This window comes from Micromonospora sp. 4G55 (assembly GCF_016803375.1).
In genome coordinates this window covers 1-16,359 of the sequence record NZ_JAEVHN010000078.1, presented here as the reverse complement: position 1 = coordinate 16,359, position 16,359 = coordinate 1, and the positions used below count along the sequence as shown (strand labels likewise).

Annotated in this window: 14 protein-coding genes, 4 tRNA genes and 1 pseudogene; 9 read left to right on the top strand and 10 right to left on the bottom strand. The window is 72.1% G+C overall.

Going from position 1 to position 16,359, the window contains the following annotated elements; genetic code table 11:
* Positions 1-181, bottom strand: a pseudogene (locus JNW89_RS09875) (methyltransferase type 12); the annotation flags it as partial.
* A 209-nt stretch (positions 182-390) separates the two neighbouring features.
* Between JNW89_RS09875 and JNW89_RS09870 the strand changes: the two are divergent.
* Complete coding sequence (locus JNW89_RS09870; protein ID WP_238448656.1) at positions 391-2,217, top strand: hypothetical protein; 1,827 nt, start codon at positions 391-393, stop codon at positions 2,215-2,217.
* Between the two features lie 6 nt (positions 2,218-2,223).
* On the opposite strand, the gene JNW89_RS09865 is transcribed toward JNW89_RS09870, so the two are convergent.
* Entirely contained in the window at positions 2,224-3,003 is a 780-nt protein-coding gene (locus JNW89_RS09865) for a ferric iron reductase (RefSeq protein WP_238448655.1), read from the bottom strand.
* 287 nt (positions 3,004-3,290) lie between these two features.
* Between JNW89_RS09865 and JNW89_RS09860 the strand changes: the two genes are divergently transcribed.
* On the top strand, positions 3,291-4,796 hold the full coding sequence (locus JNW89_RS09860) for a peptide deformylase (protein ID WP_238448654.1): 1,506 nt from the start codon (positions 3,291-3,293) through the stop codon (positions 4,794-4,796).
* Between the two features lie 110 nt (positions 4,797-4,906).
* Here JNW89_RS09860 and JNW89_RS09855 read toward each other — a convergent pair whose 3' ends face one another.
* A complete protein-coding gene (locus JNW89_RS09855) occupies positions 4,907-6,025 on the bottom strand; it encodes a globin domain-containing protein (protein WP_238448653.1) in 1,119 nt (372 codons plus the stop codon).
* Positions 6,026-6,148: 123 nt separating this feature from the next.
* On the opposite strand from JNW89_RS09855, the gene JNW89_RS37545 reads away from it, so the two are divergent.
* From JNW89_RS37545 to JNW89_RS09830, 4 genes are all read left to right on the top strand, one after another.
* Positions 6,149-7,084, top strand: coding sequence for a Gmad2 immunoglobulin-like domain-containing protein (locus JNW89_RS37545; RefSeq protein ID WP_309139967.1), 936 nt, complete (start codon positions 6,149-6,151; stop codon positions 7,082-7,084).
* A gap of 151 nt (positions 7,085-7,235) precedes the next feature.
* A complete protein-coding gene (locus tag JNW89_RS09840) occupies positions 7,236-7,838 on the top strand; it encodes a TetR/AcrR family transcriptional regulator (protein ID WP_238448652.1) in 603 nt (200 codons plus the stop codon).
* Between the two features lie 182 nt (positions 7,839-8,020).
* Entirely contained in the window at positions 8,021-9,316 is a 1,296-nt protein-coding gene (locus JNW89_RS09835) for a DHA2 family efflux MFS transporter permease subunit (protein WP_238448651.1), read from the top strand.
* Positions 9,317-9,871: 555 nt separating this feature from the next.
* Positions 9,872-10,630: a dienelactone hydrolase family protein gene (locus JNW89_RS09830; RefSeq protein WP_238448650.1), complete on the top strand. Its 759-nt coding sequence runs from the start codon at positions 9,872-9,874 to the stop codon at positions 10,628-10,630.
* A gap of 272 nt (positions 10,631-10,902) precedes the next feature.
* On the opposite strand, the gene JNW89_RS38635 is transcribed toward JNW89_RS09830, so the two are convergent.
* The 6 genes from JNW89_RS38635 to JNW89_RS09805 form a co-directional block, all read right to left on the bottom strand.
* The gene (locus tag JNW89_RS38635; protein ID WP_375155070.1) at positions 10,903-11,256 is read right to left on the bottom strand and encodes a group I intron-associated PD-(D/E)XK endonuclease; all 354 of its coding nucleotides are present in this window, start codon (positions 11,254-11,256) and stop codon (positions 10,903-10,905) included.
* Positions 11,257-11,823: 567 nt separating this feature from the next.
* A tRNA-Arg gene (locus JNW89_RS09825) sits at positions 11,824-11,896 on the bottom strand.
* A 40-nt stretch (positions 11,897-11,936) separates the two neighbouring features.
* Complete coding sequence (locus JNW89_RS09820) at positions 11,937-13,136, bottom strand: RtcB family protein (protein ID WP_238448649.1); 1,200 nt, start codon at positions 13,134-13,136, stop codon at positions 11,937-11,939.
* A gap of 160 nt (positions 13,137-13,296) precedes the next feature.
* Positions 13,297-13,368, bottom strand: a tRNA-Gly gene (locus tag JNW89_RS09815).
* Positions 13,369-13,382: 14 nt separating this feature from the next.
* Positions 13,383-13,455, bottom strand: a tRNA-Glu gene (locus tag JNW89_RS09810).
* Between the two features lie 133 nt (positions 13,456-13,588).
* Positions 13,589-13,661: transfer RNA gene (locus tag JNW89_RS09805), tRNA-Trp, on the bottom strand.
* A gap of 356 nt (positions 13,662-14,017) precedes the next feature.
* On the opposite strand from JNW89_RS09805, the gene JNW89_RS09800 reads away from it, so the two are divergent.
* Positions 14,018-14,647: a DUF6058 family natural product biosynthesis protein gene (locus tag JNW89_RS09800; RefSeq protein ID WP_238448648.1), complete on the top strand. Its 630-nt coding sequence runs from the start codon at positions 14,018-14,020 to the stop codon at positions 14,645-14,647.
* Here JNW89_RS09800 and JNW89_RS09795 read toward each other — a convergent pair.
* Complete coding sequence (locus tag JNW89_RS09795; RefSeq protein WP_238448647.1) at positions 14,636-15,331, bottom strand: NAD(P)-dependent oxidoreductase; 696 nt, start codon at positions 15,329-15,331, stop codon at positions 14,636-14,638. The genes JNW89_RS09800 and JNW89_RS09795 overlap by 12 nt on opposite strands.
* An 88-nt stretch (positions 15,332-15,419) precedes the next feature.
* Here JNW89_RS09795 and JNW89_RS09790 point away from each other — a divergent pair, with 88 nt between their 5' ends.
* Both JNW89_RS09790 and JNW89_RS09785 read left to right on the top strand, forming a co-directional pair.
* The gene (locus JNW89_RS09790) at positions 15,420-16,064 is read left to right on the top strand and encodes a TetR/AcrR family transcriptional regulator (RefSeq protein WP_238448646.1); all 645 of its coding nucleotides are present in this window, start codon (positions 15,420-15,422) and stop codon (positions 16,062-16,064) included.
* 110 nt (positions 16,065-16,174) lie between these two features.
* Positions 16,175-16,359: hypothetical protein (locus tag JNW89_RS09785; protein WP_238448645.1), on the top strand; the 185-nt coding region annotated here is incomplete at its 3' end.

Here is a 16,359-nt window from a genome sequence, read left to right as displayed (position 1 = left end):
AGCGGGGGACGTGCTGCGCCCACTCGAGCGCGTAGTCGCCGAGGCCGCTGCCGATCTCGATGGGGTTGTCGCCGAGGTGGGGCACGGCCAGCTCGACGAACCAGCTCCGGTGGTTGACCGCCGTCGCGAGGCCCTCCAGGACCTCGGACTGGACGCGCTGATCCCCAGTGATTTCTGCCATGCGTCGATTCCTCACGATATGACTCGACCCGCGCCTGGACCGACAGAGTGAATCATCCGCGTCGACGGCGGAGGAAACGGGGCACCGTAGTGGCCGAAATGCGGTCGGGTTTGGGCACGTGATCGGGGGTCGGCGAACCCGGCACATAGTACGCAGTCCTCCGAAACATGTCACGTCACCGCCATAAGCCAACTACGCTCCGAATTGTCATGACTACTCCCGAATCGGGCCCCGAGGTCGAGCGATCCGGCGTCGGGGACGCCGAGGTCGGCGACGACCACGGCGTACGGTGGCGGGAGGGCTGGCGGCGGGACGTCGCCGCGGTGCTCAGCTTCGTGCTGCTGGCACTCTGGGTGACCCTGCGACTCTGGACGCGCCCCGGCGGCGGGCTGCGGGACAACCGGTCCGACCAGTCGCAGTTCGAGTGGATGATGGCCCACGGCGCCCGGGTCGTGACCGAATTCGCCTATCCGTTCGCCTCGGACCGGATGAACGTGCCCGACGGCGTGAACCTGATGGCCAATACCTCCGTATTGTCCATTTCAATACCAATGACGCCGGTCACCGTCCTCTTCGGGCCACAATGGTCATTCCTGCTCTTCCTCACCCTGGGAATGGCCGCCACCGGGACCGCCTGGTACTTCTTCCTCTCCCGGGTGGTGACCCGATCCCGGGGCCCGGCGTGGCTGGGCGCCGCGTTCTGCGCGTTCGCCCCGGCGATGGTGTCGCACGCCAACGCCCACCCGAACATCGTGTCGCAGTTCGTCGTCCCGCTGATCGCTTGGCGGACCCTGCGGCTCGCCGAGCCCGGCCGGTGGCTGCGCAACGGTCTCCTGCTCGGCCTGCTGATCGTCTGGCAGGCCTTCCTCAACCTCGAGATCCTGTTGATGACCGCGATCGCGCTGGGCGTGGTGGTGGCCGCGCTCGCCATCGGCCGGCCCGAGCTGCGCCGCGGCACGCGCAGCTTCCTGGCCGGGCTCGGGGTCGCCGCCGTCCTGTCCGCCGTGCTGCTGGCGTACCCGCTCTACGTGCAGCTCTTCGGCCCCGGCTCGTACCACGGGCTGTCCCGGCTGATCCGGGGCTACCGCACCGACCTGGCCGCCTTCGTGGCGTACTCGCGCGAGTCGTTGGCCGGTGACGCCCGCTCCGCCAGGCCGCTGGCCAAGAACGCCACCGAGGAGAACGCCTTCTTCGGCTGGCCGCTGGTGGTCCTCACCGTCGCCCTGGTCTGGTGGTTGCGGCGCAGCGCACTGGTGCTCGGCCTGGCGGTCCTCGCCGTGCTCTTCGCGGTGCTCTCGCTCGGCCGGGAGATCCAGCTCAACGGCCGGGACACCGGCGTGCCCGCCCCGTGGGCGCTGCTGGAGGACCTGCCGCTGCTGCACTCCGTGGTGCCCACCCGCTGGTCGCTGGCGGTCACGCCGGTCGTCGGGGTGCTGCTCGCGCTCGGTGCGGAACACGCCCGCCAACTGTCCCGCCGATATCCGGGCACGCGGACGCAGATCCGGTTCGCCACGGTCACCGTCCTGGTCATGGCCCTGCTGCCGAACGTGCCCACCCCGCTGCCCGTCACCCGGCTCGACCCGACCCCGGCGTTCGTCACCTCGGGCGCGTGGCGCCCGTACGTCGCCGGCGGACGCAGCATCGTCACCCTGCCGCTGCCCGACAACACCTACGCGGACCCGCTGCGCTGGTCGTCCCGGACCCGGCTGGAGATGCCGATCGCCCGCGGCTACTTCCTCGCGCCCGACACCCGGCCCTCGGCGCCCGAGCCGGAGGTCGCCCTCTTCACCGCGCCGTTCCGCCGGACCAGCAACTTCTTCGGTCACATCGCCCGGACCGGGGTGATCCCGCCGATCACCCGGCAGGACCGGGCCGCGGCGGTGGACGACCTGCGCTACTGGCGGGCCGGGGCGGTGGTCCTCGGCCCGCACCGCAACGCAGACCTGCTGCGCTGGGCGATGACCCAGCTGACCGGGATCACCCCCACCTTCACCGGTGGGGTGTGGCTCTGGGACGTCCGCCCGCTGACCGGGTAGGCGCGGTCAGGACGGGCGGACGCAGCAGCCCTGGCAGATCTTGGGCTTCGGCAGGGTGAAGGCCAGGCAGCAGGTCCGGCGCTGCACCGTCGGCTCGCCGGTCGGACCGGGCACCAGCTCCACCAGGTCGGCCAGGTCGAGCGCGTCGAGCAGGGTGGAGATGCTGCGGACCGAGGAGCCGGGGAGGGTGTCCGCCGCGCGCAGGATCCCGTGGGCGATGCCGGAGGCGACCGAGCCGAGCAGCGTACGGGCGCCGACCCGGACCTCCGTCTGGATCGCGGCGATCATCGGGGCGAGGTGGGCGTCGAGCAGCGAGGCGCGAAGCACGCGGAGCAGCTCCGCCTCGTCGGCGACCACCCGCACCTCGGGGTGGCCGGCGAGCGCCAGCGGGTCGTTCGGCAGCACCGCGACCGCGGTCGAGCCGCGCAGCCCCATGGTGAGCAGCTGGTGGTGGTCCTCGAAGTGGATCAGCACATCGGCCGGGTCGAGCAGCGGCACCCGACGGGCCGAGGCCCAGCCGAGCACCACCGGCAGGGCCGTCCAGTAGCTGTAGGACTTCCAGGCCAGCGCGGCGCAGGCGTGCGGGGTACCACCCCAGCGGCGGGACGCCGCAGCGAGGAACTCGGGGAGGCGGGTGCCGTCGATCAGGCCGGTCGCCGGGCTCCAGCCGGCCTCGTCGACGACCAGCAGGCCCGGCGCGAGGCCGGGCAGGTCGTCGGTGCCGAACATGGCCCGGAGGGTGGCGGTCACCGGGGCGAGCGGCGGGGCGAGCTCGCACCCTGGCATCACCGCTGTCACCTGGTCCGTCCCCTTGTCCGAAGTGCCGTCCGTCCAGCTAAGGCTAGCCTAACTACAGCCCTGTGTATAAGGGAAGCCTCACCAAAGGCGGATCGAGAGGCCCGGGTCACTCCGTCGACGGCGCTGGCGACGGACCGGCCCGGGCTCCGCGTACTACCCGGCGCGTGAAGGTGGAAACACGCGTGGTGTCAAGCCAAATGTCGGCAAAGTGCCAGTTGAGGTGCGGCCGGGGTGGTCGAACGTGAAGACTTGTCGTCCCGGCCGTGAGGAAGCTGATGACGACCTCCCCCCTGGAGCGGGCCGCCGAGTCCTTCGCCGCGGAGCTCGCCCGGCACCGGACGGGGCGAGGACTCTCCAAGAAGCAACTCGCCACGCTCATGGGCTTCGACCCGTCCTACGTCAGCCACGTCGAGGGGCGCCGGCACCGGCCCACCGAGGACTTCGCCCGCCGCGCCGAGGCCGTCCTCGACGCCAGCGGCGCGATCTGGCAACGCTTCCGGGAGTACGACCAGCTCCGCCAGGCCCGCCCCGTCCCGGCGCACCGCGAGCTGCCACCGCCCGGGCAGTGGCTGCCCCCCGGCACCGGCCTGGTCGTCGAGCGCGAGACCGCCACCCTCACCCACACCGACGAGGGCTACCACTGCGTGGTGCGCCGCCAGCTGCACAACGTCGGCACCGAGCCGGTGACCCGCCACCTCGTCCGGGTCGCCGTCGACCGCTACCCCGACGACCCGGGCCGCTCCAACCGGCACCACCGGGAACACCCGCTCACCTTCGCCGAGCTGCGGCTGCGGGCGTACCGGGACGACGGTGGCAGCCGCGAGCCGATGCATTGGCGGGCCAAGCACGACCGGGACGCGTACAAGGAGATCTGGCTGCTCTTCGAGAACGGCGACGGACCGTTCCCGCTGCACCCGGGCGAACGGGTCGAGATCGAGTACGCGTACCACGTCGGCCGGGAGAAGTGGGGCCCCTGGTTCCAGCGCGCCGTACGCCTGCCCACCCGGCACCTGGCCGTCCGGCTGGACCTGCCGGTGGCGCTCGACCCCCGGGTTTGGGGGGTGGAGACCTCCCTCTCCGCCGACGAGGGCCCGCTGCGTACCCCGATCCGCCGGCACGACCGCGGTGACCGCGCGATCTTCGACTGGGCGACTGACGACCCGCCGCTCAACTCCCGCTACCGCCTCCAGTGGCGGTTCCGGAACGAACCAGCCGACGCGGAACGAGCCACGGCGGCCGGTCGGGCCGGCGACCGGCTGCGCGCCCTCGGCGTGCTGCCCCACGACGCCGACCTGCTGCGCCGGCCCGCCCGACCGTTCGACCTGCCCGGCGACGAGACCGCCGCCCGGGAGGTGGTCGACCGGCTCACCGCGCTGCTGACCCGGGTCGACGAGCTGCACCCGTTCAGCGCCGGCATGGGGCTGGCCGCCCCGCAGGTCGGGGTGGACGCGGCGGCGGCCGTGGTCCGCCCCGCCGACCGGTCCGCCGCGCCGGTGGTGCTGCTCAACCCCCGGGTGGTCGATGCCAGCCCCGACACCGACGAGCAGTACGAGGGCTGCCTCTCCTTCGCCGACCACCGTGGCCTGGTGCCCCGGCCGCTGCGCATCGACGTGGAGCACGCCCGCTGGGACGGCAGCCGGATCATCACCTCGTTCGCGTACGGGATGGCCCGGCTGGTGGCGCACGAGGTCGACCATCTCCAGGGGCGGCTCTACACCGACCGGATGGCGCCGGGCGTGCCGCTGGTGCCGGTCGAGGAATACCGGGAGACCGGCCCCTGACGGCGTCCGGGGGCCACGTGCGGGACGCCGTCAGGGACCGGACGGGGACCGGGTCGCGTGCCCCAGGGGGCAGGGGCACGCGACCCGGCTTTTCGGGGGGAGAAAAGTCGTTACAGGTTGCCGAAGGTGTCGTACCGGATGTTCGGCGGCGGCACCTCGTCCTCGGCGAGCGCCCGCAGGGTGGCCCGGACCATCGGGGCCGAGCCGGAGACGTAGCAGTCGTGCGTCGTCCACGGGCCGTACCGGGTGACCACGTCGGAGATCTCCCCGTGCTCGCCGTCGAAGTCCGGGTCGTCACTGCACGCCGGCGTCACCGACAGCCACGGGTGCGCGGCCACCAGCTCCTCCAGGCCCGCCAGGCCGTACAGGTCGTCGGCGTGCCGGGCGCCGTAGAACACGTGCACCCAGCGGGTCCGGTTCCAGCTGGTCAGCTCCTCCACCAGCGCCTTCACCGGGGCCAGGCCGACCCCGCCGGCCACGCAGAGGATGTCCCGGGTCGACTCGCGGTCCAGCGTCATCGAGCCCATCGGCGCGGCCAGCCGGAGCAGCTCGCCCGGTCTGGTCCGGCGGACCAGCGCGCCGGAGAGCCAGCCCGCCCCGGCCGGCGTACGGATGTGGAACTCCAGCACGTTGTCGTCGTTCGGGGCGTTCGCCACCGAGTACGTCCGCCACACCCGGGGGAGGTGCCGGGGCGCCTCGACGCTGACGTACTGCCCGGCCTGCCAGCGCAGCGGATGCTGGAGGGCGCGGACGGTCAGCACCGCCGTGTCCGGCCCGTGCCGCTCGTGGGTCAGCACCTCGCCGTGCCAGAACGGCGGATCGTCGTCCGCCGCCGCGCCGGCCTGCATCTTCTCGCTGATCGCCGCGTACGCGTCCCGCCAGGCCTGGTCGTACTCCAGGTTCCAGCCGTCGCCGGCGGTGCTGCGCAGCGCGTCCAGCAGCGCGACGCCCATCGTCTCGTAGTGCGTGGCGGTCGCGTGGTACTTGCGGTGGTCGCGGCCCAGCGAGCGCAGGTAGTCGTCGAAGCTCTCCGGGTCGTCCACCACCTGGGTCGCGGTGACGATGGCTTCCACCAGCCGGTCGCGCTGAGCGGCCATCTGCACCGGGAAGAGCTTGCGCAGGTCCGGGTCGAGGAGGAACAGCCGGGCGTAGAAGTGACCTATGAGCCGGTCCCGGTCCTCCTCGACCAGGGTCCAGCTCTCCTTCAGCAGCCGTGCGAAGTTGTCCACGGGGGGCGCTCCTCCTCCTGACGGCGGATCGGGCCCGCATAGAATGTCCACGGAGTGTGCGCACCGGTCGCACAGGCTGTGCGACCGTTCCCGCCGGCCCCGACCGTGCGGCAGAGTGGTGCGGTGACCGTCGACGAGCTAACCCGCCCGGTGTCGCGCCGGGTCCTCGGCACCGAGACCGTGCTGGTCCTCGGCCTGTCCCTCGGCAAGTCGGCCGTCTACGCGATGGTGTCGATCGCCGCCGCGCTGAGCGCCGCCGGGCCGCTCTCCGCGCAGACCGCCGCCCTGAACCGGTCCGCCTCGCCCCGGCCCTGGCTGGACCTGACGTACCAGCTCCTCGGCATCGCCTTCGCGCTGCTGCCGGTGCTGCTCGCCGTACACCTGCTGGCGCGGGACCCCGGCGACCCGGCGCGGACGCTCGGGGTCGACCTGTCGCGGCCCGGATCCGACCTGGCCCGGGGCGCCGGCCTCGCGGCGCTGATCGGCCTGCCCGGCCTGGCGCTGTTCTGGGCGGCCGCGCAGCTCGGGATCAACGCCACCCTGGTCCCCGCCGGCGTCGAGATGGTCCGGATAGCCGAGGGCACCGCCACCGTCGCCCCGCCGGAGTCCTTCGCCGACACCGACGCCCGGACGCTGCGGCTGCGGCGGGCGCAGGTGGTCTGGACGCTCACCCAGTTCCCCACCGTGCGCCGGGTGGCCTTCGCCGGTAGCGGCGTCGTGCTGGCCCGCACCGACCTCGCCGACCTGCTGGCGCCGATCGTGGTCACCGAGCCGGCGATCGGCCAGCGGGTCGCCGGGCCGGTCACCGTCGCCGGCACCGCCGACGTGTACGAGGCGACCGTCTCGATCCGGATCCTCGACGGCGCCGGCCGGGTGGTCGGCACCGGCTTCACGACCGCCACCTGCGGCAGCGGCTGCCGGGGCGACTACCGCGGCGGGGTCGCCTACCGGCTGGCGACCGCCGGTCCCGGCACCGTCGAGGTGTACGAGGTGTCACCCCGCGACGGCTCCCGGACCCACGTGGTGGCCGTGCCGGTCCTCCTGGCCGCCACCGCCTGACCGCCGCCACTGCCTGACGGCCGCCACCGCCTGACTCCGGCACAAAACGGGCTCGTTTCCTGGGCCCACTGCGAGAGTTCTCATAAAGCTGCGCGTCGGCCCCGCTCCCCCGGCTAACGTGAGTACGAAATCGTTTCGCTTCGGGGGGATCATGCGCCAGGGGAACATCCCGGCCCAGGCGGGCACCACGGCCGGCGGGGAGCGCCACCCCGAGCTGCTCGACACCGTCCTCACGCTGATCCGCGAGGTCGGCTACGACCGGATGACCATCGACGCGGTCGCCGCCCGGGCCCGGGTGAGCAAGGCGACCATCTATCGGCACTGGCCCGGCAAGGCCGACCTGGTGGCCGCAGCGCTGCGACACCGGCACGTCGGCGTGCAGACCCCCGCCGACACCGGGTCGCTCCGCGGCGACCTGCTGGAACTGCTGCACACCACCGCCGCGATCTGCACCAAAGACAGCGACCTGATGCAGGCCCTCACCCTGGCCATGCGGACCTGCCCCGAGCTGGAGCACCTGATCCGGCAGCAGGTGCTGCCCGCCGGCCGGGTGGCCAGCGTCGCCGTCGTCGTCCGCGCCGCCGCCCGGGGCGAGATCCCCGCCGAGGCCGGCGAGCGGGACCTATTCCACGATCTCGCCCCGGCCATGGTCATGTCCCGGATCATCGCCCACGGCCTCCCCGCCGACGAGGACTTCCTCACCCAGCTCGTCGACCAGGTGCTCGTCCCGGTCCTCCGGTACCGCGCCGCCTGACCACTCCCGGCCGCGTACGACGGACCCGACGCGCCGAAGACCGCACCGCAACACCACGTCACGGAAGGCTGCACCATGCCCGGTTCCATCTCGACCGCCCCCGGCGCGCCCCGCGCCCAAGCGCGGCCACGCCGCACCCGCGGCGCTGGCTGGTCCTCGCGGTCATCGCGATCTCCCAGCTGATGGTCGTGCTCGACGCCACCATCGTGAACATCGCCCTGCCGCAGGCCCAGGCCGACCTCGGCATCTCCGACGCCGACCGGCAGTGGGTGGTCACCGCCTACACCCTGACCTTCGGTGGCCTGCTGCTGCTCGGCGGCCGGATCGCCGACTACTGGGGACGCAAGCGCACCTTCCTCGTCGGGATGGTCGGCTTCGCCCTCGCCTCCGCCGTCGGCGGCCTGGCCACCACGGGCGGGCTGCTCTTCGCCGCCCGCGCGTTGCAGGGCGCCTTCGGCGCGCTGCTCGCTCCGGCCGCCCTGGCCCTGCTCACCGTGCTCTTCACCGAGGCCACCGAGCGGGCCAAGGCGTTCGCCGTCTACGGCGCGATCGCCGGCGGCGGCTCCGCCGTCGGCCTGGTGCTCGGCGGGGTGCTCACCGAGTACGCCGACTGGCGCTGGTGCCTGCTGGTCAACATTCCGATCGCCGCGGTCGCCCTGTTCGCCGCCATCCCGCTGGTGCCCGAGAGCCGCGCCCACGGCGACACCCGGTACGACATCCCCGGCGCCGTGATGGTCACCGCCGGCCTGGTCTCCCTCGTCTACGGCTTCACCAAGGCCGCCGAGGACGGCTGGGACGCCACCGGCACCACCGGGTTCATCGCCGCCGGCGTGGTCCTGCTCGCCGCCTTCGTGGTGATCGAGCTGCGCTCCAGCCACCCGCTGCTGCCGCTGCGCATCCTGCTCGACCGCAACCGGGGCGGGGCGTACCTCGCCTCCACCCTGATCGGCGCCGGCCTGTTCGGGGCGTTTCTGTTCCTGACGTTCTACTTCCAGCAGACCCTCGGGTACACGCCGGTCGAGGCCGGCCTCGCCTCGCTGCCCATCACCGCCGGCGTGCTGATCAGCGCGGGCGCCGCCAGCCAGCTGCTGCCCCGCGTCGGCGCGAAGCCGCTGATGGTGGCCGGCGCGGCGCTCGCCGCCGCGGCCATGCTGACGCTGACCCAGATCGACGTGGACAGCTCCTTCGTGGCCCACCTGCTGCCCGCCCAGGTGGTGCTCGGACTCGGCCTCGGCTTCACCTTCGTGCCGCTGTCCAGCCTCGCCCTGGTCGGCGTCCCCGAACACGACGCCGGGGCGGCCAGCGCCACCCTCAACGCCACGCAGCAGATCGGTGGCTCGCTCGGCACCGCGCTGCTCAACACCTTCTTCACCAGCGCGGTCACCGCGTACCTGGCCGGCCGGATCCCCGACCCGACCACGGTGGCCCAGGCCACCATCCACGGCTACTCCGTGCCTTCGGCTGGGGTGCCGTGCTGATCCTGGTCGCCGGCCTGGCCACCATGCTGCTGATCAAGGTCCGCAAGGAGGACCTGTCCACCGGCGGTGGCGTGCACATGGGCTGAGCGCCTCAACCGTCGCGGCGACCGGGCAGAAGCCGGTCGCCGCGGCGGCGTTCGGTGGTCGCCGGACCCGGGGTCGAACAGCGGTGCTGGTCACGGTAGGTATAGGCCCCGGTATCTACATGGGACGAGGCTCCCGGCAAGACAGCACTCGACCAAGATCCAATGCCCCAACCGGGAGCCTCGCTGTGCTGTCTTACCCCGCCGCCATCCCGCTGTCCGGCCGTCTAGCGAACCACCTCGGGACGGCACTCCGGATCGAGCCGGACCGTGAACGCATGGCCGACCGGTAATTGACTGGCTGGCCGTGCGGCCGGGTTGATAGCGTGCCCCCAGATCCGTGACCCGGCCGAGGAGGTGAGACCCGTGAACGCAGTTCGCACGTGGTGCTCCCTCCCGTCACGGACGGGCGACTGACGTAACCGTCGCCGGGAGCGCCCATCACGATGGCACTCCCGAAAGGCACCACACCATGCATTCTGTACGTTTCACCGCTGAGACCTCGTTCGACAGTGTCGTCGAACGCGACTTCCTCGTGGGCGAGATCCCGGGTGTGCTCTGGGCACCCGTATCCGGCGCCGATCATGCCCCGATCGTGCTCGTGGGGCACAACGGCGGCATGCACAAGAAGGCGCCGGGGCTCCGGGCCCGCGCCCTGCACACCGCGGCCACCTGGGGCTTCAATGTCGTCGCGATCGACGCGCCGGGACACGGCGACCGCCCGCGTACGGACGAGGACGAGCAGGCCCGTACGGAGATCCGGGAAGCCGTGACGGCGGGTGACACCCCACGGTTCGCGGCGGCCAGCGTCCGCTTCATGGCCTCGGTCGCGGAACGGGCCGTACCGGAATGGCAGGCGACGCTGGACGCCCTGCAGGCGTTGCCGCAGATCGGCCCGGACGCGCCGGTCGGCTACGGCGGCGGGATCTCGATGGGCACGGCGATCGGGGTACGGCTGACCGCGGCCGAGCCCCGGATCACCGCCGCGATCTTCGGCGGCGGGTTCTTCGTGGACGAACCGGTGATCATGGCCGCGCGGCAGATCACCGTGCCGGTCCAGTTCCTGCTGCCGTGGGACGACGAGCACGCCGATCGGTCGTCCGGGTTCGCGTTGTTCGACGCGTTCGCGTCCGCGGAGAAGACGTTGCACGCGAACCCGGGCGACCACCGCAGCGTCCGGTGGGTCGGGGTGGACGACACGTTCCTGTCCCGCCACCTCGGCCGGGCCTGACCTGACCGGTACCGGCGTCCGGCGTCCGGCGTCCGGCGTCCGGCGCGAAGCTGGGCGCCGGTACCGGCGATCAGTGCAGATTCGCCGCGGCGAATGACTCCAGATGCTGCCTTTTCATCGTGGCGGTGCTGGTCACGATAGGTGTGGGCCCCGGTGTCTACATGGGGCGAGGCTCCCGGTAAGACAGCAGTCGACCAAGATCCGATGCCCCAACCGGGAGCCTCACAGTGGATGGCAGCCGTAGAGAGCAGGCGATATGAGGCGTTCCAGATTCAGGGCAACGATCTATCGAAGCTCGGGAGCCTGTAGTTCGCGTACTTGGCCAAGCTGAGACATCTCATGCCCAGCACCGCGTCCAAGGGAATCAAGTAGGCACTCCCGTCCCCGCAGTAGATGTAGAAGAGGTCGAGTTCGCCGCTTCGATACGGGCGGCTGCCATACCGACCAGAGGACGGGGTTCCTTTGGACGCACCATACTGCGTCCTTGTCAAGCCGACGACTTGCCCTCCACGGCTCGTCCTGACCTGCACCCGCTTCAAGCCCTCGTCAGACTCAACGACCAAGTCATATGTCGTCTGCTCGACGGGCAGGGACACCATGTAACCGCGGCTCAGGAACCATGTCATCGCGGCAGATGCGCCAACCTTGTGCAAATTCGCAACGTCGGCGGCCCTGCGGAACGGAACTTTGCGAGCGGGTACTGGCTGTCGCCCCCAGGCCTGACCCAGCAGCCCGCTCAGGTCGATCTCAAGCCTTTCTGCCGTGGATCGAAGTCGCCTGCAGGTCGTGCCATTGCGACTCAGGTCCAGCCTTCGGGCGACCTCCGCCCATGAGACAGCCCCTTCGACGGCCTCAGCGATCGCGTCTTCCTCGTAGGTACGCCGATTCAAGGGCTCCGGCGACGAGATGGGCATCGCCCCTTTGGGACCCTTAAGATGACTCGTATCTATACCAAGACGCATGGCGTGTCCTAGAAGGCGCTTGTAGTTCTTCCCGTGCACGCTCAGCCCAAGGCGATGGGTAACCTCAGCCCAAGACGTAGCTGTAAGAACTGCTTCAACCAACTGCTGGTCGGTCCAGGTTCTAGGGCGCGCCACAGCAGAAACCTAAAGGTCGATGCCGACAGTTCCAGTAGCGAGAGCCGGAAGCTGCCCCGCTGGGCCCGGAAGTGGCCCTCCTCGTCCGGCGGACCGTGCCCCGACCAGGATTCGAACCTGGGATCTCCGGCTTCGTAGACCGGCGCTCTCTCCGCTGAGCCATCGGGGCGTACGACCGGCGCCCGCCCCCCGCGGACGCCGGCCGTGGCCTAACCCTTCACGCAGACCACCTGCTTGAGGTGCGCCACCACCTCGACCAGGTCGTCCTGCTGCGCCATCACCTTGGTGATGTCCTTGTACGCGCCGGGGATCTCGTCGACCACCCCGACGTCCTTGCGGCACTCCACCCCGGCGGTCTGCCGGACCAGGTCGGCGGTGCTGTACGTCCGCTTCGCCTGCCCCCGCGACATCCGCCGCCCGGCGCCGTGCGACGCCGAGCAGTACGCGTCCGGATTCCCCTTGCCGCGCACGATGTACGAGCCGGTGCCCATCGACCCCGGGATGATGCCCAGGTCCCCCCGACCGGCCCGGATCGCGCCCTTGCGGGTCACCAGCACGTCCACCCCGTCGTAGCTCTCCTCCGCCACGTAGTTGTGGTGACAGCTGATCGGCTCGCCGTAGGCGACCTGCGGGAACTGCTCCCGGACCACGCCGCAGAGCAGCGCCAGCATGACCGCCCGGTTGCGCCGCGCGTACTCCTGCGCCCACCAGAGGTCCCGACGGTAGGCGTCCATCTCCGGCGTGCCGGCGAGGAACACCGCCAGGTCGCGGTCGGGCAGGTCGGCGTTGTGCGGCAGCTTCCGTGCCACCCCGATGTGCCGCTCGGCGAGTTCCTTGCCGATGTTGCGGGAGCCCGAGTGCAGCATCAGCCAGACCTGGCCGGCGTCCGGCCCGCCCTGCTCGACGCAGACCTCGATGAAGTGGTTGCCCCCGCCGAGGGTGCCCAGCTGGTGCTGGGCCCGGCTCTCCAGCTGCGCCACCCGGCGGTCCAGCTCGCCGAACCGCTTCCAGAAGGCGTCCCAGCCGGCCTGCTCCAGGCCCCGGATCCGGCGCGGGTCGACCGGGGCGGCCCGCTTGGCGAAGCCGACCGGGACGGCCGCCTCGATCGCCGCGCGCAGCGGCGCCAGGTTGTCCGGCAGGTCGGCCGCGGTGAGCGAGGTACGCACCGCGGACATCCCGCAGCCGATGTCCACGCCGACCGCCGCGGGCGAGACGGCCTGCCGCATGGCGATGACGGAGCCGACGGTGGCGCCCTTGCCGAAGTGCACGTCGGGCATGACCGCGACGCCCTGCACCCAGGGCAGCGCGCCGATGTTGCGCAGCTGCTGCGCGGCCTGCGGCTCGATGCCGTACGGGTCGGTCCAGACCCGTACCGGCGCCCGGGTGCCCGGCAGCGGGGTGAATGCCATCGTCTTCTCCTGGTGTCGTGGGGTGCCGCTCCGGGTGGGGCGGCGGAAAGGCTCATGGACCGCCCGGGAATCGAACCCGGCGGGAGTGGCTTGCAAGGCCTCTCTGCGCCCCAGCGCGCAGCCCGTGTCCCTGTCGGTGCCCGTCGACGGGCGGCTTCCGAGCGGCTGGCCGGATTCGAACCGGCGATCTTCGCCATGGCGAGGCGACGCGCTACCACTGCGCCACAACCGCGTGTCGTCACTACGTAGGCCGTACGGGGCTCGAACCCGTAACCTCCCGGCTGAGAACCGGGTGAGCTGCAACTTGCTCCAACGGCCCGTGCGGGGTGCTGGTCGCACCCCGGGTCGTACCCCCGGCCGACGCGCTCGTGGCGCCGGCCGGGGTTCGTACTCATGCCATCCACTGTGGAGTTGAGAAGAAGCGACGTCGCCGGCGGTGCCGGGACATGAGGCAGGGGTGACAGGACTCGAACCTGCAACCGTCGGGTTTGGAATCCGGTGCTCTTCCGGTTGAGCTACACCCCTCGGACGGGTGCCGGGTGACGAAAAAGCCGCCCGGTCCCCGGTGGGGTGGGCGGCTGCGCTGTCGCGCTGGCGCTATCCGCGCCGCCACCCTCGTCGCCAGCCACACCGGCCCTGGAGCAGGCCCCGGGCTCGTTCGCCGGCGGGCAGCATGGCACCGCCGCGCGGCATGGACCGCGTGGTCTCGGTGCTGGTCTGCTGCTGCACGGCGGGCTCCCCGGAGTGATCGGTGTGACGTTGCGGCATTGACGGTAGGCGAGGCCTCCCAGGGCCCGCAACGGATATTCCGAGGATTGTTCGGCAGCCGCCGAAGGGTTTCGCCGCTACCGTCGCAGCCCGAGGCGAGGAAGGAGACGTCGATGGGGTTGGCGGAGCAGGTGGCCGAACGCTTCCGGGAGATCAACGGGGATCATCCGATGACGGCGGCCGACGACGCGTACGTCGACGCGCAGTTCGTCGTGCTTGAGGAGCTCTGCGCGGCGCACGGGCGCGACGTCGACGCCGTACGCCGGCTGATGCTGGACCGGCGGTTGCCGCTGCCGGGCTACCTGCGCTCGGACGGGGCGCAGATGGTGCCGGCGGACCTGTTCTCGCTGGCCGACCGGGCCGGCGGGCCGGGGGCGCTGCGGGCCTGGTTCACCGCGCACTGGGCGGACCCGAGCCAGGGCGCGGCGGAGTGGGACGCCTACCTCAGCGGCCGGTACGTGTGCCTGCGGTCGGTGACGCCGGAGACGATCCGGCGCAAGGACGAGCTGACCGCCGCGATCCGCACGGCGGTGGACCGGCCGGAGCCCGGCGCGGGGTGGGCGCGACGGTTGCACGCGCTGGTGGACGAGTTGGACGGGCTGGAGCCGGCCTTCACCGGCTACGACCGGCTGCGCTTCGGCGGCCCGACCTCCCGGGACAGCTGTGTCGACGCGGTGCGGGCGCGCTTTCCCCGGCCGCCGGCCGGCGGGCGCGCGCCCGGCCCGGCCGGCTCAGCGGGGTGATCGCAGGATCTCGTCGCGGACGAGTTGGACCAGGCCGGGCCGCACGGCGGTGGTGGCCACCCCCATCGCCCGGCGTGGGAAGCGCCGCTCGTCCAACTCGCGCAGCATGGCGGCGGCGAGGTCGGCCCGGGCGGTGAACACGCCGTCGGCGCTGCCGTCGGCGACGAGATGGTCGGTGACGGTGGGATGTTCGAAGAGGCCGGACGGGCGGACCACGGTCCAGTCCAGGTCGCTGGCCCGGACCACCTCCTCCATCCGCCGCATGTCCTGGTGCACCTGCCGGACCAGTACCCGGTTGACGTACGGGTCGAGGACATGGTTGAAGAAGAAGGCGTTGCTGGGTCGCCAGCCGGGGTCGAGCACGCTGGAGCTGACTACCATCAGCCGCCGTACGCGGTGGCGTCGCATCGCGGTGACGACGGCGGTGGCCGCCGCCGAGTAGGTGGTGACCGGTTTCCGGCTGGGCGTGACGCCGAGCGCGGAGAGCACGGCGTCGGCGCCGGCGACCGCCGGTTCGATCGCGGCGGGGTCGGTGGCGTCGGCGGCCACCACGGTGAGGTGGTCGTGCCGGGGCAGTCCCCGAGGGCGGCGGCTCACCGCCGTGACGTGATGGCCGGCGGCGAGGGCCTGGTCGGTGAGCTGCCGGCCGGTAGGTCCGCTGGCGCCGATGACGACGATGCGCATGTGTCCACTCCTCCTCCGGGACCCGGGCGGTCCGGGTCGCTCGGTACGCGTTGACACTGCGGGGTCCCGGGCGGCATGTTCAACGGTGATGAATAAATCCCGAGGACGTCCACGCGGCAATCCGCCGACCCGCGCACGCATCGCGGAGGCGGCGCGGACGCTGTTCCTGGAACGGGGCTACCAGGGCACCACGCTGCGGGCGGTGGCCGCCGCAAGCGGTGTCGACCAGGCCCTCGTCAGTTACCACTTCGGTTCCAAGCAGGGCCTGTTCGGCGAGGTGATGCGGGTGCACTGCGCGCAGTCCCGGGCGCTGGCCGAGGCGCTGCCGGGCGACCCGGCCGGGCTGGCCGACCGGCTGCTGCAGGCGGTGGTGACCCTGTGGGACGACGCCTCCGCCACGGGCGAGCCGGCGCCGGACGACCAACTGCTCGGCCTGGTGCGCGAGTACCTGGACCGGGAGGTGCTGGTCCGGCTCGCTGAATTCCTCGGCGGCCCCGACGCGACCGAGCGCGCCACCGCGGCGGTCACCGTGATGGGCGGGCTGATCTACACGCGGTACCTCAATCCGCTCCCGGCCGCGTCCGGCCTGTCCGCCGCCGACGTCCGGCGGATCCTCGGTCGGCACTGCGCGCGCGCTGGCGTCCCGCACGGTCCGGCCGTCTCCGGCCGCCGGTGCGCGGCGCGACGGGGCACCCGCTCAGCCGGGAATCGCGTTCCCTGCCGGTGGGGGTGAGCAGGCGGCGCATCACGACGCGGCAGCGCCGGGTTGGCCGCCGCGGCCTCCGCCACCGCCGGGTCGGGGTCGTCGAGCAGGCGCTCCAGAGTCGGTAGCGGCAGCGCGGGATGCGCCGCGACGTCGGCGCGGGCCGCCGGCTGCGCCAGGCAGAGCTCCAGGGTGTCGGCGCGGGTCGCCGCGTGGCGGGCGATCTCCCGGAAGACCCGCCGCCCGGCCGGCGAGTCGACCGCGAGGCGGTGCAGCAGATCGGGCGGGCAGCCCGGATTGCGGGCCACGGCGGTGGCGACCTTCG

Bases quoted from the DNA above. Each gene is read 5' to 3' on its own strand.
- JNW89_RS09870 (WP_238448656.1), top strand. From the start codon at position 391: ATGACTACTCCCGAATCGGGCCCCGAGGTCGAGCGATCCGGCGTCGGG.
- JNW89_RS38635 (WP_375155070.1), bottom strand. From the start codon at position 11,256: ATGACATGGTTCCTGAGCCGCGGTTACATGGTGTCCCTGCCCGTCGAG.
- JNW89_RS09840 (WP_238448652.1), top strand. From the start codon at position 7,236: ATGCGCCAGGGGAACATCCCGGCCCAGGCGGGCACCACGGCCGGCGGG.
- JNW89_RS09820 (WP_238448649.1), bottom strand. From the start codon at position 13,136: ATGGCATTCACCCCGCTGCCGGGCACCCGGGCGCCGGTACGGGTCTGG.
- JNW89_RS09830 (WP_238448650.1), top strand. From the start codon at position 9,872: ATGCATTCTGTACGTTTCACCGCTGAGACCTCGTTCGACAGTGTCGTC.
- JNW89_RS09835 (WP_238448651.1), top strand. From the start codon at position 8,021: ATGGTCGTGCTCGACGCCACCATCGTGAACATCGCCCTGCCGCAGGCC.
- JNW89_RS09800 (WP_238448648.1), top strand. From the start codon at position 14,018: ATGGGGTTGGCGGAGCAGGTGGCCGAACGCTTCCGGGAGATCAACGGG.
- JNW89_RS09865 (WP_238448655.1), bottom strand. From the start codon at position 3,003: ATGCCAGGGTGCGAGCTCGCCCCGCCGCTCGCCCCGGTGACCGCCACC.
- JNW89_RS09790 (WP_238448646.1), top strand. From the start codon at position 15,420: ATGAATAAATCCCGAGGACGTCCACGCGGCAATCCGCCGACCCGCGCA.
- JNW89_RS09795 (WP_238448647.1), bottom strand. From the start codon at position 15,331: ATGCGCATCGTCGTCATCGGCGCCAGCGGACCTACCGGCCGGCAGCTC.
- JNW89_RS09860 (WP_238448654.1), top strand. From the start codon at position 3,291: ATGACGACCTCCCCCCTGGAGCGGGCCGCCGAGTCCTTCGCCGCGGAG.